We start from the raw sequence: 15,933 nt of genomic DNA, 5'->3' as shown, positions 1-15,933 counted from the left end.
ATTAATTACCTAACCTTTCTATAAAAATATCATTTAAAGAAGGTCTCTCAAAATAAAATCCTCTTATGTCTAAATTAGAATCTACAATATCTTTTAATAGTTTTTTACCTAAAGTTACATCTTTAATATTTAACCTATAACTTCCTTCCTTAAAAATAGAAAATTCAAGACCTGACTTATTGAAAAATCCCTCTAAACTTTTATCTCCCTCAATAATTAAAGCTTTTATTCCATATTCTTCTTTTATTTTATTAAGATTTCCCTTAAGTATTGTTTCTCCTTTTTTAAGCATTATAATATCATCACAAAATTCCTCTACATCAGCCATTCTATGACTGCTAAATATTAAGGTTTTCCCAGAACTTAATAGTTCTCTTATAACCTTTTTAAATAACTCTACATTTACAGGATCTAGCCCACTAAAAGGTTCATCTAAAATTATTACCTCAGGATTATGCATAAGTGCAACTATAAGCTGTATTTTTTGTTTATTTCCCTTTGATAAGGTTTCTACCTTTTTATTTAAATACTCACTTATTTCAAATTTATCAAGCCAATACTCTATACTTCTTAAGCTCTCCTTTTTTTTCATTCCATATAAAGTTCCAAAATGCATAAGTTGACTTTTTACAGTATATTTAAGATATAACCCTCTCTCTTCTGGTAAATAACCAAAAGTATTTTCATCAAAATTTAGTTTTTTATTATTAATTAATATCTCTCCTGTATCACTTGGAAGTATTCCAAGTATAACTCTTATGGCAGTAGTTTTCCCTGCACCATTCCTTCCTAAAAGCCCTAAAGCTTTTCCCTTTTCAATTACAAAACTTAAATTTTGTAATGCTTTAACCTCCCCAAAGCTTTTGCTAATATTTATAGCTTCAATTTTCACATAAAATCCTCCTCTTAAAATTTACTTCTAATTTAAATATTACCATTTTTAAAAATATTTTTAAACATATTAAATTCCCTCTAATATGGCATTTTATTTTTATACTTAAAAAGTTTAAAACAATAATTTATTTTTATAAAATAAAAAAGAAGAATCTTTTATTTAGTAATTAAAAAAAGATTCTCCTTTTAATTTTAAAATAATAATTATTAATTTAAAACCATTAAGCTTTTTTCTATTTTTCTAAGTGATATTTTTCTCAAAAAATATCTATAATTAGTTATTATTTTTTTAGAATTATATTTTTCTAATTCTTTTAAAGTTGACCTATTATTCCCATTAAAAAGAAGTCCTAAGGAATATCTTAAATAAACATTGCAATAAACTTCAAAATATATAAATTCATACTTACATATTTTTTCTTCAACTTCATAGTTTATTTCTCTAGACAAAACTTTAGCTTCCTGTGATAATCTACTCCACAAATTAACAAATTCCTCATAACTTGCAGGATAATTCTTTTCATTAAATATTTCTTCAACCTTTTTTTCAACTAAGTATTTTAAAGTTCTTAAGAACTTAACTTCTTCAGTTAAACACTCTGATAAAGACATCCTTAATCTTAAGCTATTTTTTAAATTTCCTTTAATCTGCTCATCTGTAGTTGCTAAAATATTTTTTATTATCACTTGTAAAATTTCATCTCTCTCCTCCATAGAACTCTCCTTATCCTCTTAAAATTTTAAAGAATATATAATAAAACTATTTTTTTACTACTTAGATTTTTCATAATTTTTTAATGCATTCATTGCCATAATATATCCATACTCACCAAAACCACTTATTTGTCCAATACAAGCTTTAGCTGTAACTGATTTATGTCTAAACTCTTCTCTTTTATGAATGTTACTTAAATGAACCTCTATAGCCGGTAAAGCTACTCCCTTTAAAGCATCATAAATTGCTAAACTATAATGTGTATAAGCACCTGGATTTATTATTATCCCATGAAAGTTTTCAAAATACGCTCTATGAATAAAATTTATTATTTCTCCTTCTATATTACTTTGTAAAAATTCTAAATCTAAGTCTAACTTTTCTCCTTCTGCTTTTAAGTAACTTATAATATCCTTAAAAGTCTTTTTGCCATATATATCTTTTTCTCTTATACCTAAAAGATTTAAATTAGGTCCATTTATAACCATTACTTTCATAACTAATATAAACTAAAGAACTAACTTTCTTAATTCTTTAGTTTAATTCACCTCTTCTTTCTATTTTTTTAAAACCTCCTATAAAAATTTATAGAAGGCTTTAAATTTTCTTATGTTTATTTTTACTTTTCTAAACTTATTTCATAAATAGATTTTACTATATCTAAAATAGCATTATTAATACTGCCACTATTTAATATTTCTATTTCGCTATATTTTTTATAAAGGTCAATTCTTTCTTTATATAAAGAAAGAAGCTTTTCTTTTCCATTAGATAAAAGTGGTCTTTCATCTATACTTATATCATTTATTATTAAATCTATAGGTCTATTAATAAAAATAATTAAAAAGTCTTTAAAAAATTCCATATTTTCTTTTCTAGTTACTATGCCCCCACCTGAAGAAATAACTACATTTTTTAAAGTACTTAAAAGCTCACAACTTTTACTTTCTAAGTCTCTAAAAACCTCTTCTCCTTGAAGAAAAATTTCCTTTATACTTTTATCTACACTTTTTTCAATAAATTCATCAATGTCTAAAAAATTCATTTTTAAAACCTTTGATAATTCTTTTCCTATAGTAGTTTTCCCACAGCCTGGCATTCCAATTAAAAGTACTCCTCTTTTTTTCATGAAATCCTAATCCCCTTTTCGTACTTTTTACTTAAATAAATTTCTATTTATTTCTAATTATACCTAAAAAAACTTATTTTTTTATTGAAAACTACTTAAATTAACAATTTCTTATTACAAAGTTAACTTAAATAAAACTTAAAATTCCTTCTTTAATTTTTCATAGATTTTATCCTCTAAATCCTTATTGATTTTAAGGTTATTCCAAATTTCTTCTGACTTAATTCCTTGTCCAACTAACATCATTAATCCATTTACTGTTTTTAAACCCTTTTCCCTTGCACTCTTTAAAAACTTAGTTTCTAGAGGATTGTAAACTATATCTATAGCTACCTTAAAATTCCCTATTAACTTTGGTGAAATAGCAATTGAATCTATCTTAGGATACATACCACAGGGAGTTGTATTTATTATAGCAAATTCATCTAAAACATTTTCAAGGTCCTTATAATCCATAAAACTTATCTTAAAATCTTTGAATTTATTCTTAGCATTTTCTTTATTTCTTGAAACTAAAACTATTTCTTTAGCTCCATTATCTTCTAAATACTTAACAACACTTCTAGCTGCTCCTCCTGAACCTAAAACAAAAAAACTATTTCCCAAAACCTTTATATTCTCTTTATTTAACATTTTTCCAAAACCATAATAGTCTGTATTATAGCCATAAGATTTATCTTCCTTTATTAAAATTGTATTTACAGCTCCTATTATTTTAGCTTCTTCCGAAATAAAATCTAGCTGATTTAAGACAACTTCTTTATAAGGTATGGTAACATTAGCTCCATTTATTCCTAAGACCTTCAAACTCTCTACAATATTATCTTCAAACTTTTTATCTACTGAAAATAAATTATATAGTCCTAAAATATTGCTAGTTTCTAAAATTTCTTTATGCAATTTAGGAGAAAAACTATGTTCTAATTTCTCCCCTATTAGTCCAAAAACTTTCATAACTTCACTTCCTTAAGCTATAAATTTAAATATTAGTTTTATATTTTTAAAGTTTAAAAATATAACTCCTTAATAAATCTCCATAATAAATTCATATTTATATGTTTAAATTACCATACAAAACTTATGATAATCTTTTGCATCCCCTGTTAAAAGATTGATATAATTTAAGTTTTTTTGTTTAAATATCCAAAACCAAATGCACAAGTTCATATAAGACACTTAGCTTTTAAGCTAAGTGTCTTTGTCATTTACTTGATAAAATTTATATGCTTTTAAATTTATATAACATAATAATAAAAATTAATTCTACAATAGCTAAAAATGCTCTTATAGCAAAATTAGATGTAAATAGAGCATATACAAGAGTTACTACAATTAACACTTTCAAAAATTTAATCAAAGTTTTAATTTCCAAAATTTACTCCCTCTTTTTTTCTATAAAATCTTTCTGATACTTTTTACTTATATTCATTAAATCTACAAGCATTTCTTTAGCATAGGGGGTTAGATTTTTATTTCTTATTTTCTTTAAATTTTTTTCAATAACTTCTTTTTCTCTATCTTCATGAAATATATCTAATCCCTTTTCTTTTTTATATGTAGCTACCTTTAAAACAATATTCATTCTCTCTTCAAAAAGCTTAACAAGCTCTTTATCTATGTTATCTATTTCTTCTCTAAACTTAATTAAATCATCCATGAAAAATATTACCTCATTTCTTTAAGTTATATAAAATTTTATCTCTTTAATTAAGTTTATAATATATCATATTTACCTTTAAATTTCACTAATTTTAAAATGAATCTAAAATAGCAAGGGCTGAGATAGCTTCTATAACAACTAAAACTCTCTGTACTATACAAGGGTCATGTCTACCTGTAACCTTTATAATTTCTTCTTTCATAGTTTTTATATTTACACTTCTTTGAGCTTTAGAAATTGAAGGAGTAGGTTTTATAACAACTCTAAATATAACTGGCATGCCATTTGATATTCCTCCAGTTATACCACCATTATTATTAGAATATGTTTTAATTTCTCCCTTTTCTATAAAGTACTCATCATTTGCTTCTTCTCCACTCATATTTGCAAATTCAAACCCAGCACCAAATTCAATGCCTTTGACAGAAGGAACTGAAAATGCTAAATGAGCTATTGTGCTTTCTAAAGAATCAAAAAATGGATTTCCAATTCCAGGGTTTAACCCTAATATTGCACATTCAACAATTCCTCCTATAGAATTTCCATCCATTCTATAAAAATTAATTTCCTCTTTTACTTCTTCTATTTTTTTTGTATCTATTAGTGGAAGTTCCTTGTTTAAAATTTCTTTTAAATCTTCTTTTGTTAAATTAAAAAAATCAAAGGAAGCATCTTTTACTTTTCCAACTTGTTTAATATGAGAACCTATAAAAATTCCCTTTTCCTTAAGTATTTCCTTAGCTAATGCACCTGCAAAAACTAAAGGTGCTGTTATTCTTCCTGAAAAATGACCTCCTCCTCTATAATCATTGAAGCCATTATATTTTATGTACCCTGGAAAATCTGCATGCCCAGGTCTTACTAAATCTTTTATCTTTGAATAATCCTTAGACCTTTTATCATTATTTCTAATTATCATAGAAATAGGTGCCCCAGTAGTAAATCCATTAAATATTCCACTTAAAATTTCTGGTTTATCCCCTTCTTTTCTTTGAGTTGATAAACTATTTCTTCCTGGCGCTCTTCTTTCCATTTCTTTTTCTATATTTTCAATATCTATTTTAATTCCAGGTTCTATTCCATCTATTACAATACCTAAGCCCTCACCATGAGATTCTCCAAATATAGATAATTTTATTTTATTACCCCAAACTCCTCCCATTTCTTCGCTTTCAAAAAAATTATTCTTTAAAAGCTTCCTCCTTTCATCTAAAATATGTATTATTACTTATTAAAAATTCCACCTAAACTCTTAAAATCTTCCCAAAAACTAGGATAAGATTTTTTTACGCAATCTGGTTCATTTATAGTAACTTTATTTTTACACCTTGTTGATGCAATAGCTAAGCTCATAGCTATTCTATGGTCTTTATGGCTATAAACCTCTCCTCCAATTAATTCAGTAACTCCTTTTATTTTAAGCCCATCCTTTAATTCTTTTATGTTTGCTCCTAGTTTATTAAGTTCTTTGCATATAGCACTTAATCTATCACACTCTTTTATTCTAAGCCTTTCTCCATTTATAATTCTAGTTTCTCCATAACTTAAAGAGGCTACTACTGTTAAAACTGGAATTATATCAGGGCATTGTGAAGCATCTATAATAACTCCCTCTAAGGATTTATAAATAATCTTTAAAGAATTATTTTTTTCTTTTATAAATTTTGCTCCCATATTTTCTAATATTTCAATACATTCCTTATCTCCTTGATAGGAATTTAAAGTTAAATCAAAACAATTAATATCTGAACCTAAGGCACCTGCTGAAAAGTAAAAAGCTGCTTGAGAATAATCGCCTTCAACTTTATATGTAATTGGTGAATATTTTTGTCTACCTTCTATAAGAAACTCTTTATAATCATTATTTTTTATTTTAACACCAAATTTTTTTATCATATCTAAGGTTAAATCTATGTATCCTTTAGATTCAAGTTCTGTAGTTATTATTATTTTAGAATCTTCCTTTAACAAAGGTAAAGTAAATAATAAACCACTTATAAATTGAGAACTTATATTTCCTTTAACTCTAAATTCTCCTCCTTTTAACTTACCCTTTATTTTTAAATCAAGATTTTCTTCTTCATAAGAATATTCAATTCCTTGAGTATTAAAAATTTCATAATAAGTTTTTAAAGGTCTTTTTCCTAAATTACCTCGTCCTATAAACCTAACTTTATTTTCTTCTATTAAAGATATAGGAACTAAAAATCTTAAAGTAGAACCTGATTCATTACAATCTATTATTCTCTCTATAGAATTTTTCAAAAAATTTTCTCCATTTATAATTAACTTATTATCTTGTATCTTTATATCTGCACCTAAGGCTTTCATTCCTTCCATAGTTGCAATAATATCTTCTGAAAAGTCAATATTAGAAATAATACTTTCCCCCTTGCTCAAAGAGGCACAGATAATAGCTCTATGAGCTAAACTTTTAGAAGGTGGAATTTTTACATCTCCCTTTAATTTCCCTGGAGTTATAGTTATGCTTTTCATTCTTTCCCTCACTTTCCGTATTTTATGATATTAAATTATAAACTTAAAAGATTAATTAAAAAACTCTATATCTGTACTATAAATATAACTATCACCAATATCCTTTAAAAGAATAACATTTAAATTACCCTTTAAATTTTTCTTATCTAACTTAATAGCCTCTTTAATAGCTTCCTTATCTCTAATTTTAATACTTTTATTTAATCCATATTTACTTAATAAAGCTTCAATCCTATCTGCTGTTCCTTTTTTAGTAAGTAATTTATCCTCAGCAATTTTACTTATCATATTCATTCCCATAGCAACGGCTTCTCCATGAGAATAGGTTTCATAGTTATATATCTGTTCTATAGCATGGCCTAAGGTATGACCAAAATTTAAAATCATTCTTTCTCCTAAATCTTTTTCATCACCTTCAACTACTTCTCTTTTAATATTACAACATTCATAAATTATATCGCCAATATTTTCTTTTAAATCTTCTTTATTTTCAAAGCTTTCTAACCTTTCAAATAACTTTTTGCTTTTAATACACCCATATTTTATAACCTCTCCAAGACCATCATTAAAATATTTTTCTGGAAGTGTTCCAAGCATATTAGGGTCTATTAAAACTAACTTTGGATGATAAAAACTTCCAACTAAATTTTTTCCCCTATCTAAATCTACTGCAACCTTTCCTCCAACACTAGAATCAACTTGTGCTAGTAAAGATGTTGGGATTTGCACAAAAGAAATTCCTCTTAAAAATGTAGAAGCAACAAAGCCTGCAATATCTCCAACAACTCCTCCTCCTAGTGCTACAATTAAATCGCTTCTTGTTAAGTTAAAATCTAAAAGCTTATTATAGATATAAGGTAATGTAGAAAAACTTTTACTTTTCTCTCCTGGTTTTATAGAAATAATATCTACTAAAAAACCTTCAGCTTCAATATTTTTCTTGACAAAATCTCCATATATATCTTTTAAATTATCATCAGTTATTATTGAAACCTTATTCCCTTTAAAAATGTTCTTTATAAAATATCCAAAACTATCTTTTAAATCTTTTTTTATTACTATATCATAACTATTTTCCTTTAAGTTAACTTTTAAAGTTCTCATCTTTACTCCCCCTTATAATATTATTTTAATATAAATTTAATGGGAGTTTTTAAACTCCCAAGAAAATAAATAATATATTAAAGCTCTCTTCCAACTGCTTTTGCTATGGCTCTTAATTCCTCTAAAAGCTTTCCATATTCTTCTGGTTTTATAGATTGCTGTCCATCACATAAAGCATTAGCAGGATTATTATGTACCTCTATAATAAGACCATCAGCACCTACAGCTATAGCTGCCTTTGATAAAGGTTCTACCATCCATGCTTTTCCTGTTGCATGACTTGGGTCAACTATTACTGGTAAATGACTTAATTTTTTTATAATAGGTATGGCACTTAAATCTAAGGTATTTCTTGTATATGTCTCAAAGGTTCTGATTCCTCTCTCACAAAGAATTATTTTTTCATTTCCTCCTGCCATTATGTATTCAGCTGACATTATAAGTTCCTCTATTGTAGCTGATAATCCTCTCTTTAAAAGAATAGGTTTATCTATTTTACCAAGCTCTTTTAAAAGATCAAAGTTTTGCATATTTCTAGCTCCTACTTGAATTATATCAACATCTTCCACAAATTTATCTATCATGCTAGTTGACATTATTTCTGTAACTATAGGAAGAGATGTTATCTCTTTAGCCTTTTTTAATAACTCTAACCCTTCAAGTTCTAACCCTTGAAAACTATAAGGTGATGTCCTAGGTTTAAATGCTCCTCCTCTTAAAAAGTTTGCACCTAAAGCTTTAACTTCTTTAGCTATATTTACTATTTGTTCTTCACTCTCTACAGAACAAGGACCAGCTATTAATGCTATTTTATTTCCTCCTATTTCATTACCTAAAACATCAATTATTGTGTTCTCTGGATGAAATAATCTATTTGCCTTTTTAAAGGGCTCTTGAACATGTATTATTTTTTCTACATTCTTATTAGCTTCAATTTTAGCTGGATCTATTTTACTGGTATCTCCTATTAAACCAATAACACAGACCTCCTCACCAGATATTTTCTTAGTTTGCGCTCCTAGAGATTCTATTTTTTTAATAAACTTTATAATCTCTTCTTCCTCTGTTCCTGGTTTTAATATAACTATCATATTAGCCCTCCTTTTTTATTTTAACCTTTTTAATAAAAATAGTCTAAATTAAAATCAAAATTCCAAATCATAACATTCAAAAAAAAATAGAACCCATTTTAATGAGTTCTATTAAATAAATTATAATTCTATATTATTATATATCAATATAAAAGTAAAAACTCATTATTTAAAAGATTATAAATTTTATTTCAAACTAAAAATTTGAAAATTTTTAAAAGTTCAATACTGAACCCATATAAAATATTATTATTAATCCTTTAACTAACAAATTTAGCATAAATTCTTAAAAGAATTTAACTATTCTCTCTAAACTTTTAAATTTATTATACACTTTGTAACTTTAAAGTCAATAAACTTATTTCTTATTAAAAAGTTAAAAATATAACTAATAAAAATAAATAATGTAGATATTTAAATATCTACATTATTTATAAAATATTATTCTGCCTTCTTCCATTGATATTGTTTTAATCTAGCATCATATTTTAAGTTTATATCTTTTCCATCCTCTTCTCCAAGTGTCATGTTATAGCTTATTACTTCTACATCTTCAATCTTCCCACTTTTTGGCGCATATGTAGAAGACTTATCGCTAGTTTTACCAGGCATAATAGTATTTGCAAAAGTTACATAAGATTCTTCTCCAGTATCCTTGTTAAGCAAAGTAATATTACAATATTTAATAGGTAACTTAGTGTTATTTGTTAAAGTAACATCTATGTACTTATTTCCTTTTGAATCTGTACTTCCAGGTTTTATATCTAACTTAACATCATCCATATTTATTGGTGGTTTATTTTTATCTTCCTCTTTAGGTGCCTCTGTAGTCTTTGTTTCTTTATTATCAGCATTGTTTTGATTGCTATTTCCACCACAACCTACTAATCCTACAGCTAAAGCTAAACTGCAAACTAAAACCATTATCTTATTTTTTAACATAATTTTAACTCTCCTTTTTTTACCATTTACAAACTACTATATGTATAATATTAATATATTGTTATTCTTTGTCAATAAATCGAAATAATTCAATTTAAAATTTTAAATTTTATACAATATATTATAACAATTTTTACATTTATTTTATATATAAATTTTCTTGTACATATTAAAATGTATAAAAAAGAACTATCTAAAAAGATAGTTCTTAAAGGATTAATTGTTGACTATAAGTAAAATATATTTTATAAAATTTGTTAATTTATATTGTATTTGTATTGTAAATGCAGATTATATTATTTATTGAAAGCCTTATTGTAATCTTCAATGAATTTCTTCATTCCAGCATCTGTTAAAGGATGCTTAACCATTTGAAGAATAACATTATAAGGTATTGTTGCAATATGTGATCCTGCCATAGCTGAATCTAAAACATGCATAGGATTTCTAACACTTGCAGATATTATTTCAGTATCTATTCCATGTAATGCAAACATTTCAGCAATTTGAGTTACTATTTCAATTCCTGGATTTCCAATATCATCAAGTCTTCCTAAGAAAGGACTTACAAAGGATGCACCAGCTCTAGCTGCTAATAAAGCTTGTAGTGGTGAGAATATTAAAGTAACATTTGTTCTTATTCCTTCACTAGCTAATATTTTTACAGCTTTTAAACCTTCTTCACACATAGGTATTTTTATAACTATGTTTTTATGTATTTTAGCTAATTCTCTTCCTTCTTTAACCATTTCTTCGCATTCTAAAGCCATAACTTCAGCACTTATTGGTCCATCTACTATGCTACATATTTCTTCAATTACTTCTTTAATATCTCTACCTTCTTTTGCTATTAATGAAGGATTAGTTGTAACACCAGCTAAAACTCCTAATTTACTAGCTTTTCTTATTTCTTCTACATTAGCAGTATCTATGAATATTTTCATGTCAGATCTCCTTTTCATTTCTTAAAATATTAATTTGAATTCCATACATTTCTATTAATCGTTTCCACAGATAGATATTAACATTGAGATAAAAAATATTCAATATATTTATTTAAAATTTACATTTTGTTAATTTATTTTTTCTATTTATTATGCTATAATAAAATATTTTAATAATTAAACATATTCTATTAACCTATTAGCATATAACTTATACTTCTTTTATCCTTTAAAGCATACACAAATAATCTATAATTTTTATCCACCTTTTATTCTTATACTCTCCCCCTAACTTTATTTTATTTATAAAAAAAGAATGTTTCTACTAATGTAGAAACATTCTCCTATATTTTAAATCTTATTTAAAATATCTTTTTAATAATCCTTCGAAAGCTCTTCCATGTCTAGCTTCATCTTTACACATTTCATGTACTGTGTCATGGATTGCATCTAAGTTTAATTGTTTTGCTAATGTAGCTAAGTCTTTCTTACCTTGGCATGCTCCATGCTCTGCATTTACTCTTGCTTGTAAGTTAGCTTTTGTATCAGCTTCTACAACTTCTCCTAACATTTCAGCAAATTTAGCAGCGTGCTCTGCTTCTTCGAAAGCGATTCTCTTATAAGCTTCTGCAACTTCTGGGAAGCCTTCTCTATCAGCTTGTCTTGACATAGCTAAGTACATTCCTACTTCTGTACATTCTCCAGTAAAGTTAGCATGTAATCCTTCGATTATTCTTTCATCAACACCTTTAGCAACACCAATTCTGTGTTCATCAGCAAAAGTTAATTCTCCGCTTTGCTCTACGAATTTATCAGCACCTGCTCCACAGATTGGACATTTTTCTGGTGCTTTTTCTCCTTCATAAACATATCCACAAATTGTACAAACAAATTTTTTCATAATAAAATCCTCCTAATTCGATCCTTAGTATTTTAAATCTATAGGTTATTAAGAATAATTATTTCTTAAATGTCTTTCTTTACAATCTACAGATTAATATGTTAAATTTTTCTTAACCTTTATTAGTATTATATAATAATAATTTTCCATTATCAACATTTTTTAAATAATTTATACTTTTAATAAAAAATAATACTCTTATCTCTTTTTTATCTAAAATTACACTAATGAAAATATTATTTTTTCTATTAAAATCTAATAACTTTTATCATTTTAATTTTACTATTATCTAACCTCTTTTCCAAAAGGCATAAGAGAAAGTTTTGCTAACTTTAGAGATTGTATTGCAAAAGGAATTCCTATAATAGTAATTGCAAAAATAACAGCACTAATTAAATTAGCTAAAGCTAAGGTAAAGCCTCCAAAAACTATCCATAATATATTTAATATAAAATGACTTGTGCCATCATTTACAGTTACAATTTCCTTTCCAAAAGGAGCTAATTGTAGTCCTGCTAGCTTAAAACATTGAAGTCCAACTGGAATACCAACTATAGTTAAGCACCAAATAACACCCCAAAAAAGCCATCCTAGTGCATTAAAAAAGCCACCAAATATCATCCAAATTATATTTCCTAAACAGCTCAAAATTAACCCTCCTTAAAATTAACTAGAAAATTTATATTATTAATTTTTTAATTATAAGCTTATAAGTTTTTCTTTATTAAAATAAAATATTTCAAAATAAAATATCATTTTTTTATATTAAATTCAACTTAAAATATTTTTTTAAAATTTTTGTTGACATTTTTCTTTTAAGTATATATAATAAATATTGTCAACAGGACATGCCGAAGTGGCGGAACTGGCAGACGCACAGGACTTAAAATCCTGCGGTGCTAACACACCGTACCGGTTCGATTCCGGTCTTCGGCACCAAAACTCTTAAACTAAGTTTAAGAGTTTTTTTATTTTTAACAAAACTAAAAAAGTCCAAACACAACGGCTCTATTAGAGTATTTTTTTATTAGATATAGATAAAACAATCTAAATTCACTGCTATTAGTTTGCTTATCTATATCTAATTTTTTATTAAAAAACATATAATATATATTATTTCTTTTTTTATAGTTTTAGACTATTTATTTTAAAATTAATTTTCTTAAATTTTAAGCTTACTTTGAAACGCCTATGTCTTTTCTATAATACATTCCCTTAAAGTTAACCTTATTAAGATTTTCATATGCATTTTTTCTAGCTTCTTCTAAGGTCTTTCCTTTTCCAATTACAGAAAGAACTCTTCCTCCTGTAGTTATTAATTCATTTCCCTCTTTTTTAGCACCAGCTATAAAAATATTTTCTTTAACACTTCTATCTATATTTATTTTATATCCTCTTTCATATTCTTCAGGATATCCCTTTGAAGCTAAAACAACATTAACACAATATCCTTCTTCCCATTTAATAATAGTTTCCTTTAATCTTTCATCTAAAGCATTTAATATTATATCTAATAAATCACTTTCCATTAAAGATAAAAGACTTTGTGTTTCAGGGTCACCCATTCTAACATTATACTCTAAAAGTTTAACTCCCTCTTCTGTTATCATTATTCCAAAGAAAATAACCCCTTTAAAGTCTATTCCCTCTTCTTTTATTCCAAGTAAAGTTTTTTCTAATATGTTCTTATTAAAATCCTCTAAAATTTCTTTAGTCAAATATTTATTAGGAGCTACAACTCCCATTCCTCCTGTATTTTTCCCCTTATTACCCTCAAATATTTGTTTATGATCTTTAGCTGATAAAAAGGGCAAAATAACCTTTCCATCTGTAACTGAAAGTATTGATGCCTCAACTCCTATTAAAAATTCTTCTATTACAATCTTTTTACCTGCTCCATTAAATAAATCTTTTATCATAAATAAATCTAAGGTTTTTATAGCCTCATCTTTACTATTACATATAACAACACCTTTACCTGCTGCTAATCCGTCAGCTTTTATAACCTTTGGATATCTACAACTTTCTAAATATTCTTTAGCCTCTTTATAATCATAAAACACTTCATAATCAGCTGTTTTAACTCCATATTTTTTCATAAAATTTTTAGAAAAGCTCTTACTTCCTTCAAGTCTAGCCCCACTTTTATCTGGTCCAAATATTTTTAATCCCTCTTTCTTAAAAATATCCACTATACCATTAATAAGAGGCTCCTCTGGACCTACTATTGTTAAATCAATTTCTTTATCCTTTGCAAAATTTAATAAATCCTCTATTTTAGTAAGTTCTATATTTTCACATTTATTTTCATTAGCAGTTCCTCCATTTCCTGGAGCAACATAAATTTTTTCAACCTTAGGACTTTTTCCTAATTTCCAAGCTAAAGCATGCTCTCTTCCACCAGAGCCAACTAAAAGTATTTTCATATATAAAAGGTCATATAAATTAAAGTAGTTTCAATAATTTTAATTTAACTAATTAAAACTTTAATTAAATATATGACCTAATTCACCTCCTATATAAATTTTTTATTTTTATTCTTAATGTTTAAAATGTCTAATTCCTGTAAATACCATACTTATTCCATGCTCATTACAAGCTTTTATAGATTCCTCATCTCTAATAGAACCACCTGGTTGAATTATAGCTTTTATTCCCTTTTTAAAAGCTTCATCAACACAATCTCTAAATGGGAAAAAAGCATCTGATGCTAAAATAGCACCATCCTTCCCTCTTTCTAAAGCTTCTTTTGTAGCCCAAATTCTATTAACTTGTCCACCACCAATACCAGTTGCTACTCCATCTTTTACTACTACAATAGCATTAGATTTTACATACTTTACAACCTTCATTCCAAAAATCATATCTCTTAATTCTGTTTCTGTTGGCTCTTTTTCTGTAACTACTTTATATTCATTAGCTAACTTATTATCTTCTTCTTGAACTAATATTCCTCCATCTACTGTTACCATATAATTTTTATCTTTAGGTTTATTTTTACACTTTATAACTCTTAAGTTCTTCTTCCCTCTTAATATTTCTAAGGCATCACAATCAAAATCAGGTGCAACAACTACTTCTAGGAATATTTTAACCATTTCTTTAGCAGTGTCCTTATCTATCTTTCTGTTTATTGCAACTATTCCCCCAAATATAGAAACTTCATCAGCTTCATAAGCTTTTAAATAAGCTTCTTTTGTGTTTTTGCCTATTGCTACTCCACAAGGAGTATTATGCTTTAATGCACAACAAGCTGGTTCTTCAAATTCACAAGCAACCTTCCAAGCTATATCTAAGTCCTTTATATTGTTATAAGACAATTCCTTACCATTTAAAATTTCAAAACTATTCATAGCTCCATCAAATTCTGTTGAGCTATAATAAGCAGCTTTTTGGTGTGGATTTTCTCCATATCTAAGTTCTTGAACCTTTTTATATGAAAGAGATAGATATTCCTTATTCTCCTCTTCTCCCTCTAATAAAAAATTAGAAATTGCTGCATCATAAGCACTCATTAAATTAAATACTTTTCCTGCAAGAATTTTTCTTAAATTATAAGATACATAATTATTATCTTTAAGTTCCTTCATAACTTTCTTATAATCTTTTTTATCAGATATAACTACTACATCCTTAAAATTCTTAGCAGCCGCTCTTAGCATAGTTGGGCCACCTATATCTATAAACTCAATTTTCTCATTAAAACTTAAATCTTCTCTAAGTTTTTCAAAAAAAGGATATAGATTCACAATTACATAATCTATTGTATTTATCTCTCTTTCCTTTAAAGATTCCATATGCTCTTTATTATCTCTTATTGCTAATATTCCAGCATGAATTAAAGGATGTAATGTTTTAACCCTTCCATCTAACATTTCTTTAAAATTAGTTATTTCACTTACTTCTTTAACTTCTATATTATTATCCTTTAAATATTTATAAGTTCCACCACTTGATATTATTTCCACATCTCTATCTACTAAAAACTTTGCAAGTTCTAAAATTCCTTCCTTATCAAAAACACTTATTAAAGCTCTCTTTTTCATAAAAATCCCTC

General features: G+C 26.5%; 16 protein-coding genes and 1 tRNA gene. 1 reads left to right on the top strand and 16 read right to left on the bottom strand.

Features of this window, described 5'->3' with window-relative positions:
- Position 1 precedes the first annotated feature (1 nt).
- The 14 genes from AC4FRL_RS00460 to AC4FRL_RS00395 form a co-directional block, all read right to left on the bottom strand.
- Positions 2-892 carry an ABC transporter ATP-binding protein gene (locus AC4FRL_RS00460; RefSeq protein WP_491137982.1) on the bottom strand — a complete coding sequence of 297 codons (891 nt, stop codon included), beginning with the start codon at positions 890-892 and terminating at the stop codon, positions 2-4.
- 209 nt (positions 893-1,101) lie between these two features.
- Positions 1,102-1,608, bottom strand: coding sequence for a hypothetical protein (locus tag AC4FRL_RS00455; protein WP_491137981.1), 507 nt, complete (start codon positions 1,606-1,608; stop codon positions 1,102-1,104).
- 57 nt (positions 1,609-1,665) lie between these two features.
- On the bottom strand, positions 1,666-2,106 hold the full coding sequence (gene aroQ / locus AC4FRL_RS00450) for a type II 3-dehydroquinate dehydratase (RefSeq protein ID WP_491137980.1): 441 nt from the start codon (positions 2,104-2,106) through the stop codon (positions 1,666-1,668).
- Between the two features lie 122 nt (positions 2,107-2,228).
- The gene (locus AC4FRL_RS00445) at positions 2,229-2,738 is read right to left on the bottom strand and encodes a shikimate kinase (RefSeq protein WP_491137979.1); all 510 of its coding nucleotides are present in this window, start codon (positions 2,736-2,738) and stop codon (positions 2,229-2,231) included.
- Positions 2,739-2,876: 138 nt separating this feature from the next.
- The gene (gene aroE, locus AC4FRL_RS00440; protein ID WP_491137978.1) at positions 2,877-3,692 is read right to left on the bottom strand and encodes a shikimate dehydrogenase; all 816 of its coding nucleotides are present in this window, start codon (positions 3,690-3,692) and stop codon (positions 2,877-2,879) included.
- A 421-nt stretch (positions 3,693-4,113) separates the two neighbouring features.
- Positions 4,114-4,395: a chorismate mutase gene (locus AC4FRL_RS00435; RefSeq protein WP_491137977.1), complete on the bottom strand. Its 282-nt coding sequence runs from the start codon at positions 4,393-4,395 to the stop codon at positions 4,114-4,116.
- A gap of 94 nt (positions 4,396-4,489) precedes the next feature.
- Positions 4,490-5,560 carry a chorismate synthase gene (gene aroC / locus AC4FRL_RS00430; protein WP_491137976.1) on the bottom strand — a complete coding sequence of 357 codons (1,071 nt, stop codon included), beginning with the start codon at positions 5,558-5,560 and terminating at the stop codon, positions 4,490-4,492.
- A gap of 62 nt (positions 5,561-5,622) precedes the next feature.
- Positions 5,623-6,894, bottom strand: a complete 1,272-nt coding sequence (aroA, locus tag AC4FRL_RS00425) for a 3-phosphoshikimate 1-carboxyvinyltransferase (protein ID WP_491137975.1) — start codon at positions 6,892-6,894, stop codon at positions 5,623-5,625.
- Positions 6,895-6,945: 51 nt separating this feature from the next.
- Complete coding sequence (gene aroB, locus AC4FRL_RS00420; protein WP_491137974.1) at positions 6,946-7,998, bottom strand: 3-dehydroquinate synthase; 1,053 nt, start codon at positions 7,996-7,998, stop codon at positions 6,946-6,948.
- 77 nt (positions 7,999-8,075) lie between these two features.
- Positions 8,076-9,089, bottom strand: a complete 1,014-nt coding sequence (gene aroF / locus AC4FRL_RS00415) for a 3-deoxy-7-phosphoheptulonate synthase (RefSeq protein WP_491137973.1) — start codon at positions 9,087-9,089, stop codon at positions 8,076-8,078.
- Positions 9,090-9,530: 441 nt separating this feature from the next.
- On the bottom strand, positions 9,531-10,031 hold the full coding sequence (locus tag AC4FRL_RS00410; protein ID WP_491137972.1) for a hypothetical protein: 501 nt from the start codon (positions 10,029-10,031) through the stop codon (positions 9,531-9,533).
- Positions 10,032-10,327: 296 nt separating this feature from the next.
- Positions 10,328-10,975 (bottom strand): fructose-6-phosphate aldolase, encoded by a 648-nt coding sequence (gene fsa / locus AC4FRL_RS00405; protein ID WP_491137971.1) that lies wholly within the window; start codon positions 10,973-10,975, stop codon positions 10,328-10,330.
- A gap of 358 nt (positions 10,976-11,333) precedes the next feature.
- Positions 11,334-11,876: an NADH peroxidase gene (locus AC4FRL_RS00400; RefSeq protein WP_491137970.1), complete on the bottom strand. Its 543-nt coding sequence runs from the start codon at positions 11,874-11,876 to the stop codon at positions 11,334-11,336.
- A 285-nt stretch (positions 11,877-12,161) separates the two neighbouring features.
- A complete protein-coding gene (locus tag AC4FRL_RS00395) occupies positions 12,162-12,524 on the bottom strand; it encodes a YccF domain-containing protein (protein ID WP_491137969.1) in 363 nt (120 codons plus the stop codon).
- Positions 12,525-12,726: 202 nt separating this feature from the next.
- On the opposite strand from AC4FRL_RS00395, the gene AC4FRL_RS00390 reads away from it, so the two are divergent.
- Positions 12,727-12,815: transfer RNA gene (locus AC4FRL_RS00390), tRNA-Leu, on the top strand.
- A gap of 236 nt (positions 12,816-13,051) precedes the next feature.
- Here AC4FRL_RS00390 and purD read toward each other — a convergent pair.
- Together purD and purH are read right to left on the bottom strand one after the other, a co-directional pair.
- The gene (gene purD / locus AC4FRL_RS00385; protein WP_491137968.1) at positions 13,052-14,302 is read right to left on the bottom strand and encodes a phosphoribosylamine--glycine ligase; all 1,251 of its coding nucleotides are present in this window, start codon (positions 14,300-14,302) and stop codon (positions 13,052-13,054) included.
- A gap of 114 nt (positions 14,303-14,416) precedes the next feature.
- The gene (gene purH, locus AC4FRL_RS00380; protein WP_491137966.1) at positions 14,417-15,922 is read right to left on the bottom strand and encodes a bifunctional phosphoribosylaminoimidazolecarboxamide formyltransferase/IMP cyclohydrolase; all 1,506 of its coding nucleotides are present in this window, start codon (positions 15,920-15,922) and stop codon (positions 14,417-14,419) included.
- Between the last annotated feature and the right edge of the window lie 11 nt (positions 15,923-15,933).

It is taken from the genome of Clostridium sp. TJA032 (genome assembly GCF_058310275.1).
The sequence above is the reverse complement of the archived record's forward strand: the minus strand, read 5'-3'. Positions and strand labels throughout refer to the sequence as shown.